General features: G+C 53.6%; 24 protein-coding genes and 1 pseudogene. 16 read left to right on the top strand and 9 right to left on the bottom strand.

All coding sequences use genetic code 11. From position 1 onward, the window contains the following. Positions 1-229: 229 nt before the first annotated feature. From ABJM21_RS05730 to ABJM21_RS05670, 13 genes are all read left to right on the top strand, one after another. A complete protein-coding gene (locus tag ABJM21_RS05730) occupies positions 230-2,065 on the top strand; it encodes a DUF885 domain-containing protein (RefSeq protein ID WP_348300190.1) in 1,836 nt (611 codons plus the stop codon). Between the two features lie 269 nt (positions 2,066-2,334). Beyond that, positions 2,335-3,177 carry a DUF6597 domain-containing transcriptional factor gene (locus tag ABJM21_RS05725; RefSeq protein ID WP_348300191.1) on the top strand — a complete coding sequence of 281 codons (843 nt, stop codon included), beginning with the start codon at positions 2,335-2,337 and terminating at the stop codon, positions 3,175-3,177. Between the two features lie 81 nt (positions 3,178-3,258). Further along, the gene (locus tag ABJM21_RS05720) at positions 3,259-3,717 is read left to right on the top strand and encodes an SUF system Fe-S cluster assembly regulator (RefSeq protein ID WP_348300192.1); all 459 of its coding nucleotides are present in this window, start codon (positions 3,259-3,261) and stop codon (positions 3,715-3,717) included. 47 nt (positions 3,718-3,764) lie between these two features. After that, the gene (gene sufB / locus ABJM21_RS05715) at positions 3,765-5,225 is read left to right on the top strand and encodes a Fe-S cluster assembly protein SufB (RefSeq protein WP_348300361.1); all 1,461 of its coding nucleotides are present in this window, start codon (positions 3,765-3,767) and stop codon (positions 5,223-5,225) included. Beyond that, a complete protein-coding gene (locus ABJM21_RS05710; protein ID WP_348300193.1) occupies positions 5,225-5,713 on the top strand; it encodes a hypothetical protein in 489 nt (162 codons plus the stop codon). Before sufB ends, ABJM21_RS05710 begins: the two co-directional genes overlap by 1 nt. Beyond that, positions 5,700-6,443, top strand: a complete 744-nt coding sequence (gene sufC, locus ABJM21_RS05705; RefSeq protein WP_348300194.1) for a Fe-S cluster assembly ATPase SufC — start codon at positions 5,700-5,702, stop codon at positions 6,441-6,443. The genes ABJM21_RS05710 and sufC overlap by 14 nt, the downstream gene beginning before the upstream one ends. Continuing rightward, entirely contained in the window at positions 6,440-6,751 is a 312-nt protein-coding gene (locus ABJM21_RS05700; protein ID WP_348300195.1) for a hypothetical protein, read from the top strand. Before sufC ends, ABJM21_RS05700 begins: the two co-directional genes overlap by 4 nt. Continuing rightward, entirely contained in the window at positions 6,748-7,506 is a 759-nt protein-coding gene (locus ABJM21_RS05695) for a SufD family Fe-S cluster assembly protein (RefSeq protein WP_348300196.1), read from the top strand. The genes ABJM21_RS05700 and ABJM21_RS05695 overlap by 4 nt, the downstream gene beginning before the upstream one ends. Next, positions 7,503-7,982: a hypothetical protein gene (locus tag ABJM21_RS05690; RefSeq protein ID WP_348300197.1), complete on the top strand. Its 480-nt coding sequence runs from the start codon at positions 7,503-7,505 to the stop codon at positions 7,980-7,982. Before ABJM21_RS05695 ends, ABJM21_RS05690 begins: the two co-directional genes overlap by 4 nt. After that, positions 7,973-9,196, top strand: coding sequence for a SufS family cysteine desulfurase (locus ABJM21_RS05685; RefSeq protein ID WP_348382213.1), 1,224 nt, complete (start codon positions 7,973-7,975; stop codon positions 9,194-9,196). The genes ABJM21_RS05690 and ABJM21_RS05685 overlap by 10 nt, the downstream gene beginning before the upstream one ends. A gap of 9 nt (positions 9,197-9,205) precedes the next feature. After that, complete coding sequence (locus ABJM21_RS05680; RefSeq protein ID WP_348300199.1) at positions 9,206-9,727, top strand: SUF system Fe-S cluster assembly protein; 522 nt, start codon at positions 9,206-9,208, stop codon at positions 9,725-9,727. After that, positions 9,724-10,242, top strand: a complete 519-nt coding sequence (locus ABJM21_RS05675; protein WP_348300200.1) for a GNAT family N-acetyltransferase — start codon at positions 9,724-9,726, stop codon at positions 10,240-10,242. Before ABJM21_RS05680 ends, ABJM21_RS05675 begins: the two co-directional genes overlap by 4 nt. Then, entirely contained in the window at positions 10,239-10,601 is a 363-nt protein-coding gene (locus ABJM21_RS05670) for an iron-sulfur cluster assembly accessory protein (protein ID WP_207986518.1), read from the top strand. Before ABJM21_RS05675 ends, ABJM21_RS05670 begins: the two co-directional genes overlap by 4 nt. 47 nt (positions 10,602-10,648) lie before the next feature. Here the strand turns inward: ABJM21_RS05670 and ABJM21_RS05665 are convergent, their stop codons facing one another. From ABJM21_RS05665 to sucC, 6 genes and pseudogenes are all read right to left on the bottom strand, one after another. After that, positions 10,649-11,803 carry a slipin family protein gene (locus ABJM21_RS05665; RefSeq protein WP_348382212.1) on the bottom strand — a complete coding sequence of 385 codons (1,155 nt, stop codon included), beginning with the start codon at positions 11,801-11,803 and terminating at the stop codon, positions 10,649-10,651. A gap of 813 nt (positions 11,804-12,616) precedes the next feature. Beyond that, positions 12,617-13,477 (bottom strand): annotated as a pseudogene (locus ABJM21_RS05660) (cupin-like domain-containing protein). A 220-nt stretch (positions 13,478-13,697) separates the two neighbouring features. Then, positions 13,698-14,522, bottom strand: coding sequence for an energy transducer TonB (locus tag ABJM21_RS05655; protein WP_348300201.1), 825 nt, complete (start codon positions 14,520-14,522; stop codon positions 13,698-13,700). Positions 14,523-14,610: 88 nt separating this feature from the next. Beyond that, positions 14,611-15,540: an electron transfer flavoprotein subunit alpha/FixB family protein gene (locus ABJM21_RS05650; protein ID WP_348300202.1), complete on the bottom strand. Its 930-nt coding sequence runs from the start codon at positions 15,538-15,540 to the stop codon at positions 14,611-14,613. Beyond that, the gene (locus tag ABJM21_RS05645; RefSeq protein WP_348300203.1) at positions 15,540-16,286 is read right to left on the bottom strand and encodes an electron transfer flavoprotein subunit beta/FixA family protein; all 747 of its coding nucleotides are present in this window, start codon (positions 16,284-16,286) and stop codon (positions 15,540-15,542) included. The genes ABJM21_RS05650 and ABJM21_RS05645 overlap by 1 nt, the downstream gene beginning before the upstream one ends. 132 nt (positions 16,287-16,418) lie before the next feature. Next, the gene (gene sucC / locus ABJM21_RS05640; protein WP_348300204.1) at positions 16,419-17,618 is read right to left on the bottom strand and encodes an ADP-forming succinate--CoA ligase subunit beta; all 1,200 of its coding nucleotides are present in this window, start codon (positions 17,616-17,618) and stop codon (positions 16,419-16,421) included. Between the two features lie 174 nt (positions 17,619-17,792). On the opposite strand from sucC, the gene ABJM21_RS05635 reads away from it, so the two are divergent. Beyond that, entirely contained in the window at positions 17,793-18,917 is a 1,125-nt protein-coding gene (locus ABJM21_RS05635) for a serine hydrolase domain-containing protein (RefSeq protein WP_348300205.1), read from the top strand. Between the two features lie 15 nt (positions 18,918-18,932). Here ABJM21_RS05635 and ABJM21_RS05630 read toward each other — a convergent pair whose 3' ends face one another. From ABJM21_RS05630 to ABJM21_RS05620, 3 genes are read right to left on the bottom strand one after another with little or no spacing between them, the layout of a single operon-like run. Next, entirely contained in the window at positions 18,933-19,247 is a 315-nt protein-coding gene (locus ABJM21_RS05630) for a hypothetical protein (protein ID WP_348300206.1), read from the bottom strand. After that, positions 19,244-19,777, bottom strand: coding sequence for an inorganic diphosphatase (gene ppa / locus ABJM21_RS05625; protein ID WP_348300207.1), 534 nt, complete (start codon positions 19,775-19,777; stop codon positions 19,244-19,246). Before ppa ends, ABJM21_RS05630 begins: the two co-directional genes overlap by 4 nt. Before the next feature lie 14 nt (positions 19,778-19,791). Continuing rightward, positions 19,792-21,774, bottom strand: coding sequence for a peptidase M61 (locus ABJM21_RS05620; protein ID WP_348300208.1), 1,983 nt, complete (start codon positions 21,772-21,774; stop codon positions 19,792-19,794). 175 nt (positions 21,775-21,949) lie between these two features. On the opposite strand from ABJM21_RS05620, the gene hisS reads away from it, so the two are divergent. Both hisS and prfA read left to right on the top strand, forming a co-directional pair. Beyond that, positions 21,950-23,281 carry a histidine--tRNA ligase gene (gene hisS / locus ABJM21_RS05615; RefSeq protein WP_348300209.1) on the top strand — a complete coding sequence of 444 codons (1,332 nt, stop codon included), beginning with the start codon at positions 21,950-21,952 and terminating at the stop codon, positions 23,279-23,281. After that, complete coding sequence (gene prfA / locus ABJM21_RS05610; protein WP_229954830.1) at positions 23,278-24,354, top strand: peptide chain release factor 1; 1,077 nt, start codon at positions 23,278-23,280, stop codon at positions 24,352-24,354. The genes hisS and prfA overlap by 4 nt, the downstream gene beginning before the upstream one ends. The last annotated feature ends 1 nt before the right edge of the window (position 24,355 follow it).

Raw genomic sequence — 24,355 nt, 5'->3', positions numbered from 1 at the left:
CCAAAACCAGATCCGGCAAAATCATGCGCCGCATCCTGCGCAAAATCGCAGAAAATGAACACTCCAACCTCGGCGATACCTCAACACTTGCAGATCCATCCGTCGTCGATACACTCATCCATGGAAGAATGAATAGGTAGGATTTCAAGATCTTGTAATAAAATTGCGCGGCTTGTTTACGGCGGGAAAATGACCTGATACCAATAAGATAATTATAAAGGGAATCGCAATGACAAAATATGTCCTCCTCACCACCACTGCCCTGCTTGCAGCTTGCTCCACCTCCGATGGCGAGGTTGCGAGCGCCAGTGGGAATGCATCCTCTTCGCAAGTGGAAACAGCCGAAGCTGCTGAGGATGTTAACGCACGTCTTTCGGCTTTTTATGAGGATTATGATCAGATAGAATTGGCAAACTCGCCGATTGCAAAGTCCTTTCGGGGGATCAGGGATGCGGACTACGGTAAACTCGATGATCCCAGCGACGCGGCAGCAGTCGAGCAATATGAGCGGGGCCAAGAGGCTCTGGTTGTTATGGAAGCTGAGTTTGACCAAAGCCAGCTGAACGAAGATGGTCAACTGAGCTATCGTCTGTTTCAGGCACGTGCCGAACGGGCAAAAAATGCATTTCCTTTTCGCCGGAACGGTTATATTTTTGATCAGATGAATGGCGCACAGAGCCAGATTCCTGCGTTCATGATCAATATTCATCGCGTCGCCAACAAAGCGGATGCAGAGGCCTATGTGAGTCGGCTCGGCAAATCAGGGCCCTATATTGAAGCGCTGGTCGCGCAATCGGCCGAGCGCGCGAATGATGGGATCATCGTTCCGGACTGGGTTTTTCCTTATGTGATCAACGACACCAAAAATGTGATCAGCGGCGCGCCCTTTGACACCGGTGCAGATTCTCCCATTTATGCGGATCTGAAAAAGAAGGTGAATGCGCTGTCCATTGCCGATAGCGAAAAGGCCGACCTGATTGCACGCGGGCGTACCGCTTTGACCAGCAGTCTGGCGCCCGCCTATAAGAAATTGGTTGCTGAGATGGAGCGCCAACAGAAAATGGCGGTCGATGGCGATGGTGTCTGGCGGTTCAAGGACGGAGCAGCTTATTATGCCGAGCGCCTGAAAAATTATACCACCACAGATCTGACCGCTGACGAAATTCATCAAATTGGTCTGGATAATGTGGAGCGTATCCATGGCGAGATGCGCAAAATTATGGCGCAGGTTGGATTTGAAGGCAGTTTGCAGGATTTCTTCACACATCTGCGGACCAGCGACCAATATTTCCACACCAGCCGGGAAGACTATCTGGCGGAGGCCAATACAAAACTGGCGGCGATGGAAAAAGAACTGCCGAAATTTTTCAACACGCTCCCCAAAGCGCCGTTTGTCATCAAGCCGGTGGAAGCATTCCGGGAAAAATCTGCGGGCAAGGCCTTTTACCAGCGCCCCGCACCGGATGGATCACGGCCAGGCACCTATTATGTCAATCTTTATGACCTGAAAGGCATGTCGAAGACGGAGCTGGAGGCTCTGGCCTATCATGAAGCGCTTCCAGGCCACCATTTACAGCTAGCGATTCAGACCGAACTGGGTGATTTGCCAGCATTCCGCAAATTTGGCGGGGTCACGGCCTATTCGGAAGGTTGGGGCCTGTATACCGAAGAACTGGGCAAGGATATGGGTTTTTATACCGATCCTTATTCGGATTTTGGCAGGCTCGGCATGGAACTTTGGCGCGCCTGCCGGTTGGTAGTGGACACCGGCATCCATGACAAACGCTGGAGCCGCGAGAAAGCGATTAAATATCTGACGGATAATACGCCGAATCCCAACAGCGATATTCGCAAAGCCATTGAACGCTATATTGTCTATCCCGGTCAGGCGACGGCCTATATGATTGGCAAGCTTAAAATCATGGAATTGCGGGCAAAATCGCAAAAAGAACTGGGTGACAAGTTCACCATGGGTGATTTTCACGATGTTATTTTGCGTAGTGGTCCGGTTCCCCTGAATATCATGGAAGAGCGGGTTAATCGCTGGATTGCTGCATCACGCTAAGGTCTAATGCAGATTGATTTCTGGCCGTAACTGTCAAAAATTGGCAAAAAAATGTCTTTTTTGTCCAATCGCTGACCGGTGTGATTGGTGCATTGAGCTTTTGCGACCAAAGGAAACTCAGCGGTACTAACAGTGCCAAGGAGACTTCTTTTCCTCATTGGCCTGGCTATTTTATTAGCCAGGCCAGTTTTTTTTCCTATTTTTTTCAGTTATAAGCGTGCAACCAATGGAATTCCGGTTTCCCTCGAACCGGACAAAAGGGGTTCGCTTTGGTCAGTTTGAGATATTTTGCGCCAGCTGAAGATGTTCGGGATTTGGTCTCGGTCTATTATCTGTTTGAGGTCGAGCATCCGAAATTTGCCGACAATGAACGGGCGGCCATAGCGCAGCTGCGGTTTCTTTTGGATGGTACAGCGGATCTGGGCTTTGCTGATGGCAAAACCTATCCAGCCAAAGACGCGATGCTGGTTGGGCCGTCTACAGGCGCCATGCATTTTGATGTGAAAGGGCCTTTCCGCATGTTCGGTGTGGGCCTTTTGCCCTCAGGTTGGGCCGCACTGACCAAAAAATCTGCGGCGGACTTTGCCGATAAAGCCGTACCTGCAAACAAAATATTCACCAATGAGATCGACAAAAGCCTCGAACTATTGCGCGGTTGCGAAAGTGCGGACGGGATGACTGCATGGGCTGATCGGATTTTCCGGGATTTACGGCATCGGGTGAAACCAGAGGTCGAGCAATTCACGAAAATGGTCGATGAATGGCTATCATCGGAGCCATCCCCGCCGGTCAGCGCGCTGATGGAACGATCGGATCAAAGCTCGCGCCAGGTGCTGCGGACCGTCAACAAGCTTTACGGCATGGCGCCCAAATATCTCGCGCGCAAATATCGCGCTTTACGGGCAGCCCGGGCCTATGCCGAGCAGAATGAAGAAGAGTTGCTGGCACTCGAAGATGCTTTTTATGATCAGTCGCATATGATTCGCGAAATTAAGTTTTTCGCGGGAACCACACCGACCAAATTGCGGGTCGCCGAGGGAGAAACGGCCAAGTTAATCGACCAGCGTGGCCTGTTGAAAGGCCATATTCCGCCTCTCACCTCTGATACGTAACGCCTGCGGGGAGTTGCAATCTTTCTTAAATACGACTAAATAAGTCTTATTTAGAGAATCACACCAATTCTGAGAGATTTTATGCGGCTTTCCAGCCTTGCCGACTATGCTGTTGTCCTGATGTCTGCTGCTTCGCGGCATTGCGGTGCTGCGTTATTGGCAGAGGGAAAGTTGAACGCATCGACATTGGCGCAGGAAACCGGTGTACCCCTGCCGACCACGCAGAAATTGGTTAGCCGTCTGTCCGCAGCCGGGTTGATTGAATCCACCCGCGGTATTGGCGGCGGGATCAGACTCGCGCGACCACCCGCATCGATTAGCCTCGCCGATATTGTTGAGGCTGTTGAAGGACCGCTCGCGATTACGTGCTGCACCATAGAAGGCAATCACGATTGCGCGCTGGAAGATACTTGCACGGTCAAACCACATTGGGGTGTCGTGAATCAGACAATCCGAAAAGCATTGGACGACGTGAGCCTGGCGAGCCTGGCTAAATCCCCTGTTACTGAGAAAACCAAGACCATGGAACAAGCGTTATGAGTGAAGAAGTAAAAACCGATCTTCAAGAGCAAGACGAGCGGACAGCCATGAACGCCGAGGCGCAGGCAGCGGTGGACAATGCGAGCAGCTATGAATTTGGCTGGTCATCCGACATTGAGCAGGATTTCGCGCCAAAGGGCCTGAACGAAGATACCGTGCGTTTCATTTCCGACAAAAAAGGTGAGCCGCAATGGATGCTGGACTGGCGCCTGAAAGCGTTCCGCATGTGGGAAACCATGAAAAGTCCGGATTGGGCGAAGCTCGACATTCCGATGATCGATTATCAGGATGCCTATTATTATGCTGAGCCCAAGGCGAAGCCGAAGCTGAACAGCCTCGATGAAGTCGATCCGGAAATCCTGCGCGTTTATGAAAAGCTTGGCATTCCGATTGAGGAGCAGAAAGTGCTCGCGGGCGTGGAAGGCGCGCGCAAAGTCGCGGTGGACGCCGTCTTTGATAGTGTCTCTGTGGCCACGACTTTCCGTGAGGAACTGGAAGAAGCGGGTGTGATTTTCCGTTCGATTTCCGAAGCGATCAAAGAATATCCTGATCTCGTCCGCAAATATCTTGGCAAGGTTGTGCCGATGAAGGATAATTATTTCGCGACGCTCAATTGCGCAGTGTTTAGCGACGGGACCTTTGTTTATATCCCCAAAGGCGTGCGCTGTCCTATGGAACTCAGCACCTATTTCCGGATCAATGCCGAAAATACCGGGCAGTTTGAGCGCACTTTGATTGTCGCCGATGAGGGCAGTTATGTTAGCTACCTCGAAGGTTGCACCGCACCAATGCGCGACGAGAATCAGCTCCATGCCGCCGTGGTCGAGTTGGTTGCGATGGACGATGCCGAGATTAAATATAGTACCGTGCAAAACTGGTATCCTGGCGACGAAGAAGGCAAGGGCGGTATCTATAATTTCGTGACCAAGCGCGGGCTGTGTCAGGGCAAGAATAGTAAAGTCAGCTGGACTCAGGTCGAGACTGGCAGCGCGGTGACCTGGAAATATCCAAGCTGTGTCTTGAACGGTGAAAATAGCGTGGGTGAATTTTATTCAGTTGCCCTGACCAACAATTATCAGCAAGCCGACACCGGTACCAAGATGATCCACAACGGCAAGAACACCCGTTCAACGATCATCTCCAAGGGGATTAGCGCAGGCCATAGCGATAACACCTATCGTGGTCTGGTCCGCGTGGGTGCGAGCGCAGAAAATGTCCGCAATTTCACCCAATGCGACAGCTTGCTGCTCGGCGACAAAAGCGGCGCGCATACGGTGCCCTATATCGAGGTGAAAAACCCGACCGCGCAGATTGAGCATGAGGCAACGACCTCCAAAATTAGCGACGACCAGATGTTCTACGCCCAGCAACGCGGGCTGGACGAGGAAGAAGCAGTGTCCCTGATCGTCAACGGCTTTGCCAAGGATGTGCTGAAGCAATTGCCGATGGAATTTGCCGTGGAAGCACAAAAGCTTCTCGCGATTTCGCTCGAGGGGAGTGTTGGGTGATGAAGCCTTTGCCAACCGCTTTGCTGGCGTCCGGATTGTTGCTGGGTTGCGCGGATACTGGCGTTGCAGCTGACAAACCGAGGGCGGCTGTGACCCACATTGCGGAACTAGCGTCCCCCTATCTCGATTGCACGGCCAAGCTCGATGTGCCGGAAAATGCTTATATCCCAATACGGGGGCCTAAGATGGACTGGGAAGGCGCGCGAAAGAAGCTGGCTGCGGAGAGCGGCCAGCCAGATACACCTTGCGGCCTGTATGAAACCCATGCGCGGATTGTCGATCGATTTGCACCAGATTATTCGAACATGGCGAGGGTAGATCTGGAACATTACGTCTTTCAAACTATGGATCAGCTGAGGAAATTGAACCGCGGAATTTATCTTTGGAAAGATGGTTCACCCAGCCTGCCCATGGTGGCTCCGCCGCCGAGAGTACAATCGCCAATTCAACCGATCACATCAAGAGACGGAAAAAATGCTAAAAATTGAAAACCTCCACGCCAATGTTGGCGATACCGAAATCCTCAAAGGGCTTTCGCTCGAACTCAACGCGGGTGAAATCCATGCGATCATGGGGCCCAATGGTGCTGGTAAGTCGACGCTGTCTTATGCGCTTGGCGGACGGCCTAATTATGAGATCACCTCAGGCAGTGTGGACTTTGACGGGCAGGATTTGCTTGAACTTGACCCGCATGAGCGGGCTGCGGCGGGCATTTTCTTGGGCTTCCAATATCCGGTCGAAATACCGGGTGTGTCCAACCTGCAATTCTTGCGCGAAAGCCTTAACAGCCAGCGCAAGTCGCGCGGTGAAGAGCCTTTATCTGGCGCAGAATTTATCAAGCTCGCCAAGGAAAAAGCGGGCTTGCTGAAAATGGACATGGATATGCTCAAACGCGCGGTCAATGTTGGCTTTTCCGGCGGCGAGAAGAAGCGCAACGAGATGGTGCAGATGGGGATTATTGATCCGAAGCTCGCGATCCTTGATGAGACGGATAGCGGCCTCGACATCGACGCGCTCCGCGTGGTCGGTTCCGGGATTAACGCGATCATGCGGAAACCGGATAAAGCGGTTCTGCTCATCACTCACTATCAACGCCTGCTCGATCTGGTGAAGCCCGATTTTGTTCATGTTCTTGCCGGTGGCCGGATCGTCAAAACCGGTGGCCCTGAACTGGCGCTACAGCTGGAAGAAGAAGGTTATGAGGCGGTGGCCGCATGATAGCAGCTGTCTTCTTGCTGGCAGCATTGCAACCTGCTGTCTCTCCCATTGAGAACGAGATTGTCGTCATCGGGCGGCGATTGAACAGCATATCGGCCATGGTTGGCAAAGACCAAAAAGGCCGTTTCACCTGCTCGCTCGACAAGTCATCCGGCAACATCAATCTCGACAAGCGTCTATGCAAAACAACGGTGCGGTGCATCCGAGATGGCGCAATCGGTGACAGCGCCATCAAAACCTGTGTGGATGCGGAGAAGCCCAAATTGCTGGCCAAATTGCGGCGCGAACTAAAGGGTTCCCGAGAATGACTGTAACACTTCCCCTACCGACAAAGCGCGATGAAGCATGGCGCTATGCCGATTTGAAAGCGCTAGAACCCATCTGGCCCAAGCTTGACGGGCCGGAAAAAGTAACGGTTGCTGACGGTGAATCGGCTTCCCGCCAGATTACCGTGCTACCGATGATTGATGGCGTGGGCATAGTTGATCTTGATATCACCATTGGCGACAATGCGACTTTCGCCATTCATGTGCTCGCGAGCGCGGCCGATTATGGTCGTATTCAGGTCAAAGCAACGCTCGGCAAGGGCGCGCATTTTGAACTGGGTGGAGCGATATTGGGCAGCGGGACGCAGACGCTTGAAATTGTCACTGAAACTATTCACGCGCAGCCGAATGCAACATCCAATCAGGTTGTGCGCTCGGTACTTGCCGGCAAAGCCACCGGCAGCTTTCTGGGCAGGATCAATGTTGTGCGCGATGCGCAAAAGACGGATGCAGCGCAGTCGGTCAAGGCGATGCTGCTCGACCGCACCGCAACAGCCAATGCAAAGCCGGAGCTGGAGATTTTCGCTGACGATGTGAAATGTGCTCATGGCGCCACCGTCGGTGAACTCGACAAGCAGGCACTATTTTATATGGCCGCTCGCGGGCTGCCGCCGGAATTGGCGCAGAAATTGATGCTTCAGGCGTTTATCGCTGATGCTTTTGTCAGCATGGATGATGATGAACAGCGCGCGATAATTGAGGAGAAAGCGCTGGCAGTGCTGGAGAAGCTTTCATGACGTTTATGAAAAACTTTTATTGGCGGCATCTTATCGATCCGAAAAATGTGGCTGGCAACGCAGTCATATCGATATTTGCGATCGCTCTCGTCTTTTCTACCTTTTCTGCTCGTCAAGCTAGTGCCCAGCCGGTTGTGTCCGAGACCGCCAATTCGAAAGGGCATGCTATCATCATACCGCACAGGGTATTTTTGACACCGTTGGATGCCGCTAGCGTACATCTGAAGAATTTTCCCGAATCTCTCGAAGGGAATCAGACGCTGACCGTCACCGCAGCGGCCGATAGCGATCGTGACAATAGGTTGCTTGTTACTGTTACTGCCGAAAATGTGCTGGATGACTCGGTCGATGCTCAGCAATGGTTGATCCTTCTGAAGCCTGTTGAAGGCGGCTGGCAAGAATATGGACTGACGATACGATCACGCTGTTCTCGCGGTGCAAATGCCGGCTCATGGAAGGTTGGATCATGTCCCTGATGGTTGATGAAATGACAATGGAAAACGCGTCTAAGCGGGACGACTTTCCTGGCATCGCCAATGATTGGCATTATCTTGACACTGCCGCGACCGCGCAAAAAGCGAAACCGGTATTGGACGCGATAGCCCGCGCCTATGGCCCCGATTATGCGACCGTCCATCGCGGCGTCTATGAACGCTCTGCCAATATGACACTGGCTTATGAAGCAGCGCGCAAACGGGTTGCAGGGTTCCTGAATGCGGCGAGTGAGAATGAAATCGTCTTCACCAGCGGCGCGACCGACAGTATCAATCTGGTCGCCGAAAGTTGGGGAAACAGCAACGTCGGTAAAGATGATCGGATCATGTTGTCGCAGCTGGAGCATCACAGCAATATCGTGCCGTGGCAAATGCTCGCCGAGCGGGTTGGTGCCCATATTGACGTCGCACCGCTCATGGACGATGGCCAAATTGATCTCGACTGGATCGAAGCCAACCTGACCGAGCAACATAAGCTGGTCGCTTTGGCCCATGTTTCTAATGTGCTGGGGTCTTTGCTCGACGCCAAACGCGCAGCAACCATGGCTCATAAAGTCGGCGCGAAACTGTTGCTTGATGGCTGCCAGGCTGCGCCGCGCTTGCCTGTGGATGTGCAGGACCTGGGCTGTGATTTCTATGTCTTTTCGGGTCATAAGATTTACGGTCCTACCGGCATAGGAGCGCTGTGGGCGCCTTATGAAATTCTTGACGCCATGCCCCCATGGAAGGGCGGCGGGTCGATGATTGACCGCGTGAGTTTTGAGGGCACGACCTATGCGCCTCCTCCGGGACGCTTTGAGGCAGGCACCCCGCATATTGCCGGTGTCGTGGGTTTGGACGCCGCGATCCAATATGTCGAAGCTATTGGCCTGGACGTGATCTCGGCCCATGAAAACGCCACGCTGGCTATGGCGCGCGAAGCCCTGTCCGGCATCAACAGCGTGCGGGTATTCGGCCCGGATAAGAGCATGGGAATATTGAGTTTTGCGGTTGGCGACGTGCATCCGCATGATGTCGCCACTATATTGGATGAAGGCGGGGTTGCGATCCGCGCCGGCCATCATTGTGCGCAGCCGCTGATGGACTATATGGGCGTGCCAGCAACGGCGCGGGCCAGCTTTGGAATTTATAGCGATGCAGAAGATGTCGCGGCCCTGGTCAAGGGTATCGAACGGGTGAGAAAGATTTTCGGGTAGGAAAAAGAGATGAACGAAGAACGCAAAATAGTGGTCGAAGAAGTCGACAGAGTAGAGAAGCCCCCTTTGGCGAAAGTCGAAGATGCGGTTGAAGAAAAGCCAGCACAGGTCATGGCGCCTTCGCCACATGAGGCTGAAAGCGATGTTAGCAAGTTAAACCGCAAGCGCGATTATCTTGAAGGCTTTCTGGCACAACAACCAACCGAAACACCGGCTGGCGAAGCGGGCGGCGATCTTTATGAAGCCGTCGTTGATACCTTGAAGTCGATTTATGACCCTGAGATTCCAGTGAATATTTATGACCTTGGCCTGATCTATGGTGTGGAGATTACGCCGGATAATCACGCGATTGTTACCATGACTCTGACTACGCCGCATTGTCCGGTGGCAGAATCCATGCCCGGCGAAATTGAAATGCAGGTCGGCAGTGTGCCCGGCGTGGGCCATAGCGAAGTGAACCTCGTCTGGGACCCACCATGGGACCCGCAGAAAATGAGCGATGAAGCGAAGCTCGAACTGGGGATGCTATGACAGCAACCGCTGCCTTATCAGCGACCCCTGCTGCAACTATAGTGCGGGCGGATTATGCCAATGCAGACCATGCGGCAGACATTGTCGCGATGCTGCGCAGCTATGCGATGGACCCAATGGGTGGCGGTGAAGATTTGTCGGCGCAAGTGCAGGCTGATTTGGTACCCGGATTAGCCGCTACACCGGCGGCATCTTCGCTATTGGCTTATGTCGATGGCAAAGTGGCGGGGCTCGCCAATCTGATGACTGGTTTTTCATCTTTTGGCGCGAAACCGCTGATCAATATCCATGATATCGTGGTGTCGAAAGAGCATCGCGGATTGGGTATCGGGCGCAAGCTATTCGCAGAGATTGAATCAATCGCGCGCGATATTGGGGCCTGCAAAGTGACCCTGGAAGTGCTTGAGGGCAATGAACCTGCACGTGGGCTATATGCGTCCTTGGGCTATGGCGATTATCAACTAGACCCGAAAATGGGCAAAGCACTGTTCTGGCAAAAAAGGCTTGAGACATGACCGAAGTAAAAACCAAAACGCGGGAAATTCCTGCAGCAATCATTCTGACGCCAGCGGCAGAACAGCGCATCGCCGACCTGATGGCCAAAGCGCCAGAAGATGTGATCGGGGTGAAACTATCCACCCCGCGCAGAGGCTGTTCGGGCCTCGCCTATTCGGTCGATTACGTCACCGAGGAAGTGAAATTTGACGAGAAAATTGTGACACCCGGCGGCGTATTCTATGTCGATGGCCCCAGCGTGCTCTATCTGATCGGTTCAACCATGGACTGGCAGGAAGATGACTTCACCGCTGGTTTCGTGTTCAACAATCCCAATAGCAAAGGTGATTGTGGGTGCGGAGAATCCTTCACCGTATAAAATGAAAGGGCGCGATATTGCTACCGCGCCCTTCCTTGTCTGGCTGACTAGTCCTCAGTCAATTTGACGATATCATTCATCAAACCGCTGGTGCCGTTGTTGACCGTCAACCGGTCCACTTTACCGGCAATGCTTTCCAGAGCCTCAAGCTCTTTGAGCCGCAGCATGACCGGGTTATCGGCCATCACCTTTGCGGTGTTCAGAAGCGACCGCGTTGCGTTCGTTTCTTCCCGCCGCTTGATGACGTTGGCTTCGGCCGCTTTCTGTGCAGAAACCACCTGGTTCAAAAGCTCCCGCATTTCACCCGGAAGGATCACATCCTTCAGGATGATCTCGGATACTTCCAGACCAATGGCCGCCATATCGCTCCGGACCTTTTGGGCAGCTTCGGCATCGACCGTCACCTGCTTGTCGAGGATCTGATCGAGCGTCATCGCGCCCAGCGTTTTCCGAAACGCATATTGCAGCGCCCGGTACAGCGCATCGGAAAAGTCCTTGACCTCGGTCACGGCTTTAACGGGATCAACCACCCGGTATTGCGCCGAGATATTGATCCGCAAAGTCACGCGATCCTTGGTCAAGAGCTCCTGACCGGTCACATCAAGCGGTTGCCGTGTCAGATCAACGATCTTCACGGCGACCTTCTGACCAACCATCCAGTAGCCCGTGACACCCGGCGTCAATTCGCCGACCATCTGGCCATCGACGGTGAGCAGGCCAACCTGGCCCTTGTCCACCTCGACAATCCGAACCTGATTGAGCAGGCTTGCCACGCCGGCTTTTATCAGCCGCTGCAGCAAGGCCGGTGCGATCACTGGGTTTGTATCCAGCTGCACGAGCTCCGCCTTCCACGGACCGGCATCGGTCCACACGGTGAGCTTGCTATCCGGAGAGAGGACAGAATGAATCTGTCCGTCGCATTCTATGACAGCAATCTCGTTGGTCCCGGTCCGGTACTGGGTTAGATGCGCGCCCGCCTGATCCGGCACTTTTTCAAAAAGCGCCTTTTCATAGACCGAAACAAAAGCTGCGCTGCTGAGCGCCATGCGCTCAACCCGCAATTGCTTGCGCCAGTTCGGCAGAACATGCTCGCCCGCTCCCAATAGTCCGCGTAGCTCGCCCTTGTAGAGCCAGATTGCCCGTTCATTTTCATTGATGGTTAGCCGCTTGCGGCCCATCAGCTTGTCAATCAAATACAACATCATACTCACTCAAATATCAGCTCACGCCAATCTCCTTCTTCATTTGCTATGGCCGGAATTGGCCGTAGACTTGGTCCCGATCGGATAAGATCCAGGGACCGGTGGCATGCCGCACGGTGGGCCGGGGCGGAGCGGATATTGCAGCGCGCGGGGCGGATTGGGAGGCGTTCGAAAACATCCCCCATCGACCCCGGCACAGCGCCATCATCACGCATCAGCCGAACCGTTTGGCATGGTGGTAGGTGCTTTGCCGTTGGCGTTTGGAAATCCGAAGATATCCTCTCACCGCAGACGCCGCGCCATTCACATGCCGGTCCCCGAACCCGGTATTTCTCAAAACAGCATTATGAGTGCTGGGGTCCTATTACAGACCGAGAGTGGAGCGGGAATCGAACCCGCAACAGCAAGATTAACAATCTTGTGCTCTACCCATTGAGCTATCCAGTGGTGCGTTGAGACGAGAATCGAACTCGCTTACCTGGTGTTTGAAGCCAGTGCTCTATCCAATTGAGCTACTCATGCAACCAATCGAGACAAAGCAGCATCCGTACATGCCGGTATCAGAGATACTGCATGCGGGCGGGCCATATGAAACCCAACCGTTGACGTCCGCCCCATCCATTGATCGGGGAGCGGGCCGTTAGGACGAGGTCTGAGATTTGACAATGGCTTTTTCGGCGCAGAGCCGTTTTTAGCGATGAACGGATGGTTTGATGCGACAAGTCGTATCAAATGAAACCAAATTGCCGAGCGAGAAGCCTCTGAAACCACAAGGAGAATCAGATTGTCGTCATGATCGTCTTTGGCCTTCGATCAAAAATCCGTTTCGCTCGGATAGTCCGTATAAAAATCATTATCGACGGGGAAGTTTGTGAACGACATGCCGACCGTGTGGTCGAGCGCCTCGACAAAATGCCACCAGCCGACGGGCAGGAACACAGCCTCGCCCGGGCCGATATCGCATTGCCATAGCTTTGGCGCCGCCTCGCCCAGTGCGCGGATGTCATCCGGTGAGGCCCATTCACTAAAGCAGTGCAGGTGGTTGCGCATATGGGCTGTGTCATAGGCGGCGACCATGGTGACGCGTTTGCGACCGGAAATTTGCAAAAGCAGGTTATTGGTGAGGTCGTGGTGGAAAGGTGTGATCGTGCCCTTTGGCCCCATCCAAAAAAAGCCGTCATTCCCGCCGCTCGATTGGAGCAGCGAAATGTCGCCCACATCGTCCCATAGAGGCGCCATCGCCTGTTTGTTGACCGTGTCATTATAGGCGGTGATGTAGAAATCATTGCTGCTGTCGGTCTGACGGAGCAGGGCGACAAACTCGCTGAACGGCACGTGGCGCTTGTGGTTGTCTTTGGCCATTTCATAATCGTCGCTCGATTGCCGCTAACCCTGCAGCTCAACCACCGCGTCACCGATTTTGTCGGCCAGATAATCGAGCGTCCAGCGCTGCATTGCCGGCCAGTGATCGACCAGTCCGGTCAGTTTCACCGGCAGATTGCGATGATGATAGTCACGGAAAAACGCACCCGGTTCGATCGTCTGGACGACAGGAATTTCCGCTCCGTCGCCAGTGTCAGCCCGATGCAAGCGGCGATAATTGTCCAGCGTCCAGTGGCTTTTTTGCAATCGGTTGCTCACCCGCTTGCCCGCGTTGAAAAGCGGATCCTTCATCGCCCGCCCGGCCTCATAGGCCGCGGCTTTTTCGCTATAGCCTGCGGCGATAAAACGTGCAGGCAGTTCGGTCAGAGGTGTCCCGTCTAGCAATGCCTGCGCGAGCACCTCGCGTTTGTCGGGTTTGGTTTTGGGTGGTTTCTGAGCCGTCATGAAAGCATCATATAAGCGGCAAGTTTCAGAAAAAAGACGGTAGCTAGTGGTTAGCCGATCTGTGCGATCACTTGGGAATTTGCCAATTCACCGCTGATATCCAAGTGCTGGCTGCCTTTTCGCCGTCCTTGTCAAGAGCGGGATCGAAGCCTGCGCGTTTTTTCAGAACTTTGCACGTTTGATCATCAAGAGATTGGTGACCACTAGATTTCAATATCACGCACTTTTCAAGCTGCCCGTCAGGATCAATCTCCAGCATGAATCGAACCAAACCTTCTTGATCTTTTCTAAGTGCTTCTGTGGGGTAGTCAGAGGCCATCGCCCATCGCCCGGGATTGCCTTTAGGTCTAGGAAGCTTTGAAAGCGCCTCGACTTGGTTGTAGTCTAGGTCGAACATATCATAGAGATTTCGTTGACACTGATCCAAAGCATCGTCGATAGATTGCATGCCCGTGAGTTTGAGAGCCACTTCCGGGTATTGCTTGCTTTTCAATCTCAACGTCACGTTGTCTGGAAGGTTTTCGAGAAAATCGATATCGAAACCATAAACCTGCCAGATCAGTAGATTCTCGTCTCGAATTCTCAAGAAATAGCCCTTTTCCTGAAGTTCTGCTCCTGTCTCTTCGATCAAGAAATCAACGTCTTCTTCCCAGTATCGCTTTTTGCTGATCGGTGGCATGACGAGATAAAAACTTGCTCCGCGAAGACTAAAAGATTGAGAAATCTGAAGCTGGATTTCGCCCTTTTCACCTTTGAATATGCGTTTCAGATCACATGCCGCTTCACCATAATGGATATTCCACGGAGACAGGGGGCGATAGACTTCAGCTTGAACATTGGCTGGCATTGCAGTGGAAGCGAATAAGAGCAATAAGGATAGCATTCGAAACATTATATGGTCCTAACAGAAAACCCCGGCGCTTTCACGCCGGGGTCTGAAACTGTCAAATGGGATAAATATATCCCATTTATCGAAGGGCTTAAACCTTCTCGGTCAACTCCGGTACGGCGTTGAACAGGTCGGCGACCAGTCCGATATCGGCCACCTGGAAAATCGGGGCGTCTTCGTCCTTGTTGATCGCGACGATCGTCTTGGAGTCTTTCATGCCCGCCAGATGCTGGATCGCGCCGGAAATGCCGATCGCGATATAGACTTCTGGAGCAACGATTTTGCCGGTTTGGCCGACCTGATAATCATTGGGGACATAGCCCGCATCAACTGCAGCACGAGAAGCACCGATGCCGGCACCGAGTTTATCGGCCAATGGCGTGATGACTTCTTCGAATTTCTCGGAAGAGCCCAACGCACGGCCGCCGGATACGATGATCTTGGCGGAGGTCAGTTCGGGACGTTCGGACTTGGCGATTTCTTCGCTCACAAATGATGAAAGCCCGGATTCGCCTGCGCCGGTCACGCCTTCGATGGAAGCAGAACCGCCTTCGGTGGCGGCCTTGTCAAAAGCCGTACCGCGCACGGTGATGACTTTCTTGGCATCCGATGATTTAACCGTGGCAATCGCGTTACCGGCATAAATCGGCCGGGTGAACGTGTCTTCGCTTTCAACCGAAAGAATGTCGCTAATCTGCATCACGTCGAGCAAGGCAGCGACGCGCGGTGCTATATTCTTGCCGGTGGTGGTGGCAGGCGCGAGGAAGGCGTCATGGCTTTCCATCAAGCTAGCAACCAATGGCGCGACATTTTCAGCAAGCTGATTGGCTAGTGCGGCATCATCGGCGACATGCACGGTGGCAACGCCAGCGACTTTTGCAGCTTGCTCACCAACACTGGCACAGCCAGAGCCGACGACCAATGCGTGGACTTCGCCCAGTTGCGACGCGGCGGTGACAACGGCCAGCGTCGCGTCTTTCATGTTCGTGTTGTCATGTTCTACGAGTACAAGAGTCTTCATCAGATGGCTCCTACAGCTTTAAGTTTCGCGACCAGCGCATCCACATCTTCAACCTTTTCACCGGCCTGACGGACAGGCGGCTCGGTTACATTGGTTGTGGTGAGGCGTGGCGCAATATCGACACCATAATCAGCCGGTGTTTTCTCATCCATCGGCTTTTTCTTGGCCTTCATGATGTTCGGCAACGACGCATAGCGCGGCTCATTGAGGCGCAGGTCGGTGGTGACCACGGCAGGTAAGCTGAGCTTGACCGTCTGTAGGCCGCCATCAATTTCACGCTTCACTTCGATGCTATCGCCGTCAACGTCGACGGTGTTGGCAAACGTACCCTGACCCCAACCGAGCAATGCTGCGAGCATTTGGCCGGTTTGGTTTGAATCGTCATCAATGGCCTGTTTGCCGCAGATGACGAGTTTCGGTGCTTCTTCTTCGACAATCTTGGCGAGGATTTTGGCGACGCCCAATGGCTCGACTTCATCGTCGGTCATCACCAGGATCGCGCGGTCTGCGCCCATGGCGAGTGCGGTGCGGAGAGTTTCCTGTGCCTTTTGCGGGCCAACCGAAACGGCGATGATTTCTTCTGCCTTGCCGGCTTCTTTGAGGCGAATCGCTTCTTCGACAGAGATTTCGTCGAACGGGTTCATCGACATTTTGACATTGGCGAGATCAACGCCGCTGCCGTCGGATTTAACCCGCGGTTTTACGTTATAATCTATGACCCGTTTGACGGGCACCAGGATTTTCATTGCTGTTTCCTTCTTTATATATTTGCAAACGTCTTAGCTTACGTTCACGTAAACGTCAAATATCGATGTTGCGGCGCAGCATGCGTGATCAGACACGCTCTGCATAGCTGTACTTTGTGCCTATGCAGCGGTTCAGGCGGCGTCTTTCACTTGCGCAACAATTTTCTTCGCAGCATCGCCGAGGTCATCAGCAGATACGATCGGCAGACCGCTATTCGCCAATATTTCCTTGCCCTTGGCAACATTGGTACCTTCGAGCCGGACTACGAGTGGAACCGAAAGATCGACTTCTTTGGCTGCGGTGACGATACCTTCAGCGATGATGTCGCATTTCATGATGCCGCCGAAGATATTGACCAAAATGCCTTCGACCGCTGGATCAGCCAGGATGATTTTGAAGGCTGCGGTGACTTTTTCCGTCGTCGCGCCGCCGCCTACATCGAGGAAGTTGGCAGGGAACGCGCCGTTGAGCTTGATGATATCCATCGTCGCCATCGCGAGACCAGCACCATTGACCATGCAACCGATGCTGCCGTCCAATTTAATATAGGCGAGGTCATATTTGGACGCTTCGACTTCAGCCGGATCTTCTTCGGTCACATCGCGCAGTTCCACCAGATTGGGGTGGCGCATCAACGCGTTGCCATCAAAGCTCATTTTCGTGTCGAGCACGAGCAACTGCGCGTCTTTGGTTTCCACGAGCGGGTTAATTTCCAGCATCTCGCAGTCCATGTCGGTGAACGCGGTATAAAGCTGTTTGCCGAGTTTCTGTGCCTGCTTGTTAAGATCACCGGAAAGGCCAAGAGCAAAAGCCATCGATCGGCCATGATGCGGCATAAAGCCCTGGGCGGGATCAATCGTGATCGTCTTGATTTTCTCGGGCGTGTTATGCGCGACATCTTCAATGTCCATGCCGCCTTCGGTGGAAACGATCATCGCGATGCGGCCGGTTGCCCGGTCGACCAGCATGGAGAGGTAATATTCTTCCTCAATGTCGACGCCATCGGTCACATAGAGCCGGTTGACTTGCTTGCCTTCATCACCGGTTTGGATGGTGACGAGTGTGTTGCCGAGCATTTCGGTGGCATTTTCGCGCACCGCGTCGACCGATTTGGATAGACGCACACCGCCACTGGCATCCGCGCTGAGTTCTTTGAACTTGCCTTTGCCGCGTCCGCCAGCATGGATTTGCGCCTTCACCACATAGAGCGGTCCAGGCAGTTTTTCGGCTGCTGCGACTGCTTCTTCAACGGTCAGTGCCGCGTAGCCTGCTGGAATGCCAATGCCATATTTGGCGAGTTCTTCTTTGGCCTGATATTCATGGATGTTCATGGGACGGTGCAGCGCCTTTCTTATATATTCAGTTAGCGAGTCTTGCGGAGGGCTAAAGCACAGTCAGCTGGCGATTTCCACCCTGATTTATGATATTTGTTGCTTCTCTGAGCAACCATGTAATTATGCGCTTACTGCGATTTTCATTCCCCCATTGGCGAAAGAGGATATTCGATGACTGGCAAGGGCCTGCTGAGAGGTATTTTCATATCCCTGATCACCGTAATGTTACCTCTGGGTAACACAGTATCGGCTTCGGAGAAGGTTGACATGGAAAGCTATCAAGAATTTGGTTCATTCCTCGCCGATTTTCGCAAAGAGCAATCCATTCGGGCGTTGACGGCGGTGATCGTCAAAGATGGCGAGATTGTTTGGGAACAGGCTTTGGGAACATCGGATGATGAGGGCGATGTGCCAGCGACCATGGACACGACTTTCGGGATTGCGTCGGTCACAAAGCCCATTGCTGCCACCGCGATATTGGCTGAAGCGGACAAGGGCGGACTCTATCTCGATTGGCTGTTGGCAAACGATTCGCGCTGGGCGGATTTTTGCGGATGGTTTTCGACCTCCGGCATTCCATTTGGCGGCGGCGGTAAAGACAGTGATGGGACGACCATTGAACCAGTGGATTGTGAGCGCAAATTGTCGCTGTCGGACAGCCTTAACATGCGGGTCAATGGGGCGGCGGGATCAGCCTTCGTCTATAATCCGATGACCTATGCGCGCATTGATCGCGCAATTGCAGGGGCAGGCGGGCGGCCGTTGCGCGCTATTGTTCGGGACAATGTCCTGAAGAAGGCGGGCATGGAAAATGTCGCTCTGGGTTGGCATGATCCGGATGGGGGCTCAGCGCTCAGGCTGCTGGCACCGCCATTTACCGTTCAGGAGGATGGCCGCGATATCAAAGCCAGTCACTCGGATGATGATTTTCGCGCGGCTGCCGGCATTAGAGCCAGCGCGAGACATATTGCCCAGTTTGATATCGCGCTCGATTCCGGGAAACTGCTGTCACCCGAATGGATGGGGCAGATATTCTCCGATGACAAATTACCGCCTCGCGGAGATTATCGCTGGGGCTGGTTTGTGCAGGACTGGCAGAGCAAACGTCTCTTTTGGCATTCAGGATGGGAACCGGACCGCTATTCAGCCATTTATCTCAAAATACCTGAGCAGAAACTCACCCTCATCTTGCTGGCGAACAACGAAAGTCTCTGGTGGAGTAACGCCTTGTCCGCAGCAGAAATTCAAAAGAGCCCAGTTGTAGCAAAATTTCTGAAAGGGTTTGTCGGGCCATAAACCTTTAGAGCGGGCCTATTTTATCGCGCATACCAGACCGGATGAAGTAACCACGCCAAGTATCTCCGGATCTTGCAACGCCTTGGTCCGTTTCACAAATTCATTGACGCTTATATCACCGGGATCGCGTTTGCGCAGTTTGTCGAGGCGGCTGAGCTTATCCATTTGGGCGTAGGATAGGCGGTCAACCATAAGGTCCGCCATACAACTGGCAATCGGTTTGGACAGGCCCGCACTCATTAAGCCGTTGCGCACCCGTGTTTCAGGCGTGGCGCAAGCGGTCAGACTGGCGATTAGCGCCAATCCGACCGTGAGATGCAATTCATTCATTTTTTCGAATTCGCCAATTCGATAGCTTCAAGTACAACCCGTTTGGCTTCTTCGGCATCGCCCCATTTACCGACACGGACCCATTTTTCAGGCTCAAGGTCTTTGTAATGGGTGAAAAAATGTTCGATCTGCTGCATGACGATCTCGGGCAGGTCGCCGCCTTCGCCGATGGCGCGATAATATGGGAAAGTCGCATCAATCGGGACACAGAGCAGCTTTTCATCGCCGCCATGTTCGTCTTCCAGATTGAGCACAGCAATCGGACGGCAACGCACAACACAGCCCGGCATGAATGGCGAGCGCGCTACGACGAGCGCGTCTAAAGGATCACCATCAGGGGACAGAGTATGCGGAATAAAGCCGTAATTAGCAGGATAGCGCATTGGCGTATGGAGGATCCGGTCAACAAAAAGCGCACCGGATGCCTTATCAAATTCATATTTTACCGGCTCGCCGCCAACGGGAACTTCGATAATGACGTTGAGGCTTTCGGGCGGGTTATCGCCGATGGGAATTTGGGTGATGTCCATAGGTTATGGTCCTATTATCTGGTTTTTGGCTTTAAAAGCCGGTCAATGCCCCCTTCAATTTGGCCACCCTCTCCAGCAGTTTCGTCTGCCGTTATTTTTTCAAGGTGCGGATAGCGAAGCCCGCCTGAATAATCGACCATAAAATTGCTATATTGGTCGTCATATTTCGCAAAAATCTCAATTTTATTCAATTTGCCGCGATTTTCTTCGATCGCTTGGGTCAACATCTCGGCTGTATAGGCCTTGCCATTCACGGCCGTGATGGTGAGGCCATTTTTCAGGCCGGCCTTGAACGCCGGACCGTCCCACATGACCGCTTTGACAGCTCCCTTGTCGCTGACGACCATACCGATTGAGTGGCTGAGGTCGAGCTGTTTACGGCGTTTATCATTGGCGCTGATAAAATCGCTCTTCGTGGCATTATAGACCAGTTTATAGCCGCCTAGGGTCAGGCCTTTTTTGGGTGCTTCATCTGTTGTCTGATAAACCCGTTCCTGGATGAATCCGGCCCAATCATAGGGCTGCACGGCGTTTAACGCCTCGATGACATCGGACAGTTCATAGGTGACCACACCATAATCCCCATTCTTGCCCTTGAAGAAGGTGCGGGCAAAATTTTCGAGTGATTTCTTGCCCCCCGATTCGCGGCGGATAATGCCATCGGCCTCCAGCCAGATGAGCAGGCCTTCGTTATAATAATCTTCCTGCCGCTGCCAACTGCTCCACGGTTTGGGTTTGCGCGCGGCAATAATCGGATCATGAGTCGTGTCGATAAGCGGGCGCCATTGACGGCCCACGCGCAGGTCCATGCCCGCCGCAATGGCGGCAATGGCATCCAGCGTGTCCTGTTTGGAAAAAAGGCCGGAACGCGCGCCGAGGACATAGCCCCAAAACTGTGTCTGGCCTTCATAAACCCAGAGCAAATTGTCGCGCATCGGCTCACGAAAATCGGGCGTCCACATGCCGGCGGGGCGGCGATATTTGCCGTTCCAGGCGTGGACAATTTCGTGCGGCAACAGGTTCCGGCGACCGGGTCCATCATTCCATTTGGTGAAATATTCGCGGTTCACGCCATTTTCCGAAGAGCGGTGATGCTCAATTCCGATGCTGCCCATTTCTTCGGTCAGGGCGAGCAGGAAGTCATAGCGGTCATAAGGATGGCTGCCGAACAGTGCCTCTGACTCGCGCACCAATTTGCTGTGCTTGGCGATATGTGTTTTTTTGGGTTTGAGATATTTTGCATCATCGGCGACGATATTCAGATGCACCCTGCGGCTCAAACGGTGGGTCTGGAAATTTTTACCGGCAAAAACCGGGCTGTCGACCAACGTGTCATAGTCGGTTTTTCGATAGACCACGCGATTGAGAGTATCGGTTTTCGGTTGCCGCGCTTTGGGGCGCATGGAGCTGGCGGCGCGCCAACCAGCAGGATAAATAGCCGTGGCTTCCACTGGAATGCGCCGAACATAATAGCCAGCGGGGTAAAGGGAAACCTGATGCCAGCGGAGATTGAGCATGGACGGCGCCATGACGATACGGCCCTGACTGCCGGTAGTGGCTGAGGTAAATTGAAATTTGGCGATGATTTCCGACACGCCTTCCGGCACGTTGAGATGAAAAGCGAAGACATCCATATCATCGCGGACCCAGTCGAGCTTTTGGCCGTTTGCGGTAAATTGCAGTGCCGCTAGCTTCTCAATCTCGCCGCGCGGGGCATGATTGCCTGGCAACCATTCCGGGTAGAGCAGGGTCAGCCTTCCGGCCTCAGCCACCGGTATTGTCTGCGTGATACGGAAAATACCCTGCACATTGTCGCGGGCATCGACTTCCAACTGCATTGTGCCAGGGAAGGCAATATCCCGTGCTTTGGTAATCGTGTCTTCAGCAGCGATATAGGTCGGCTTGCTGAGATTGTCTGGCATGGCGGCTGAAGCGGCGGTGACAGGCGAAACGAAAGACAGGGCCGAAAACAGGCCCAAAAGTGCAACCAGACGCATACTAACTTTATCCCCTGTAACGTGGCTTCGTAACTGTTCTTCTGTGCTGAATGACGCTTTTTGGCGGCTGCGTCCAGTGGACGGTTAAGAAAAGCGTCAATATTGGCAATAGAAACAAGCCATCTTTCGCTTTTGCGCATCACCGGCTAAAGCGCCTGCAGATAAAAGGACCATGATGGCAAAAATACAAACGCCGCAGCCAGTGCGCGGCACGCAGGATATATTTGGCGAAGATCAAGAGCGTTTCCAGCATGTGGTGGAAACGTTTGAGCGCGTGCGCCGCCTCTACGGGTTTAAGGGCGTACAGATGCCGGTGTTTGAGCCGACGGCTGTTTTTGCCCGGTCATTGGGCGAAACCACCGATGTCGTGTCCAAGGAAATGTATAGCTTTGAGGACCGCGGCGGCGACAGCCTGACCTTACGCCCCGAATTTACCGCCGGAATTTCGCGCGCCTTTCTGACCAATGGCTGGCAGCAACATGCGCCGATGAAATTATCTGCCCACGGCCCGCTATTTCGTTATGAGCGCCCGCAAAAGGGGCGTTATCGCCAGTTCCACCAGCTCGATGCCGAAATTATCGGCGCGGGTGAGGCGGCGGCAGATGTCGAATTGCTTTGTTTTGCCGATCAGCTTTTGAACGAGCTCGGCATATCAGACGGCGTGACCTTACAGCTCAATACATTGGGCGACGCGGAAAGCCGTGATGCGTGGCGCGACGCTCTGGTCGAACATTTTCGGGCGCATAAGGCCGACTTGTCCAAGGATAGCCAGGACCGGTTGGAACGCAATCCGCTGCGTATCCTCGACAGCAAAGAGCGACAGGATCGTCCGATCGCTGACAGCGCGCCGGAGATTGATGCCTATCTGTCGGATGAGGCTAAAGAGTTTTTTGCCGAGGTCACCGAGGGGCTGGATGCCTGCGGTGTGGCATGGACGCGCAACAGCCGACTGGTGCGCGGCCTTGACTATTATCGTCATACCGCGTTTGAATTTGTGACCGACCGTCTGGGTGCGCAGGGTACAGTGCTGGCCGGTGGGCGTTATGATGGCTTGATTGAATCCTTGGGTGGGCCAGCGACCCCTGCTGTCGGTTGGGCAGCTGGTATTGAGCGGTTGGGCATGTTGTTGGATCAGGTTGAGATTGATCCACTGGAACTTGCAGTCCTACCGATGGGTGAGGAGGCAACATCCAAAGCCTTGGCGGTGGCAAATGAGCTTCGCAATTTTGATTTTTCCTGTGAGATTTTTGGAAGCGGTAAGTTTAAGAAACGGATGGCTCGAAGCAATCAGGCAGGAGCTATGGCTGTTATCATCATTGGTGAAGATGAACTGGCATCCGGCAAGGTGCAGTTTAAAAATCTTGCTACCGGTGAACAATCCGAATTGACAATGGATGAAGTCATTGAAGAGGCTAGGGAGATCCAACTAGCGAGTATTTTTGATGACGTAAATTCAAACAGTGAGAAACTTGAGTCGGCAGTTGAAGCGTTGGGAGACCTTGATTGACCACGATTACCCCCCAACGCATCGCCCAGATCGAAGCGCGCTTTGCCGAGCTGCAGGCGATGATGGCTTCTGGCAATCTCGACGGCGATAAATTTGTCGAGGTCTCCAAGGAATATGCCGAGATCGAACCGGTAGCCGAGGCTGCAGCCGAGGTTCAGCGCCTGCGCGACGAGCAGACGGGGCTGCAAGAAATGCTCGCCGGTGATGATGCCGAGATGAAGGCGATGGCCGCCGATGAAGTCGACGATGTCAAGAAAGCACTCGAAAAAGCGGAGCATGCGCTCGCGCTGAAACTGTTGCCGCGGGATAGCGCCGATGATCGGCCCGCCATGCTTGAAATTCGTGCTGGCACCGGCGGCGATGAAGCCGCGCTGTTCGCTGGCGATCTCTATCGGATGTACAGCCGCTTTGCCGATGAACAAGGCTGGAAGGTTGAACTGATCTCCGCCAATGCGTCCGAAGTCGGTGGGTTCAAGGAAGTCGTCGCGAATATCAACGGCAAGGGTGTGTTCGCGAAACTGAAATTCGAATCCGGTGTGCATCGGGTGCAGCGCGTACCCGAAACAGAAAGCGGCGGGCGGATTCATACATCAGCCGCGACGGTTGCTATCCTGCCGGAACCGGAAGAAGTCGATATCGATATCCGCACCGAAGACCTGCGCATCGACACTTATCGCGCCAGTGGCGCGGGCGGGCAGCATGTTAACAAGACCGACAGCGCGATTCGCATCACCCATTTACCCACCGGATTGGTGGTGCAGTGTCAGGACGGCAAGTCGCAGCATAAGAACAAGGCGCAAGCGATGAAAGTGCTGGCCGCGCGGCTCTATGAGCAGGAACGTGATGCGGTGCAAAGCGAGGAAGCGGAAGCGCGCAAGTCGATGGTCGGCTCTGGCGACCGCTCCGAACGCATCCGCACCTATAATTATCCGCAAGGCCGGGTGACCGATCATCGGATCAACCTGACGCTGCATAAGCTGCCCGAAATTGTCGAAGGCGGCGGCCTGGGTGAGATGGTCGATGCCCTGATAGCCGAGGATGAAGCCAGCCGGCTTGCCAATCTGGATGGCTGAC

This window comes from Parasphingorhabdus sp., assembly GCF_039977335.1.
In the GTDB taxonomy this organism is placed as follows: domain Bacteria; phylum Pseudomonadota; class Alphaproteobacteria; order Sphingomonadales; family Sphingomonadaceae; genus Parasphingorhabdus.
The sequence above is the reverse complement of the archived record's forward strand: the minus strand, read 5'-3'. Positions and strand labels throughout refer to the sequence as shown.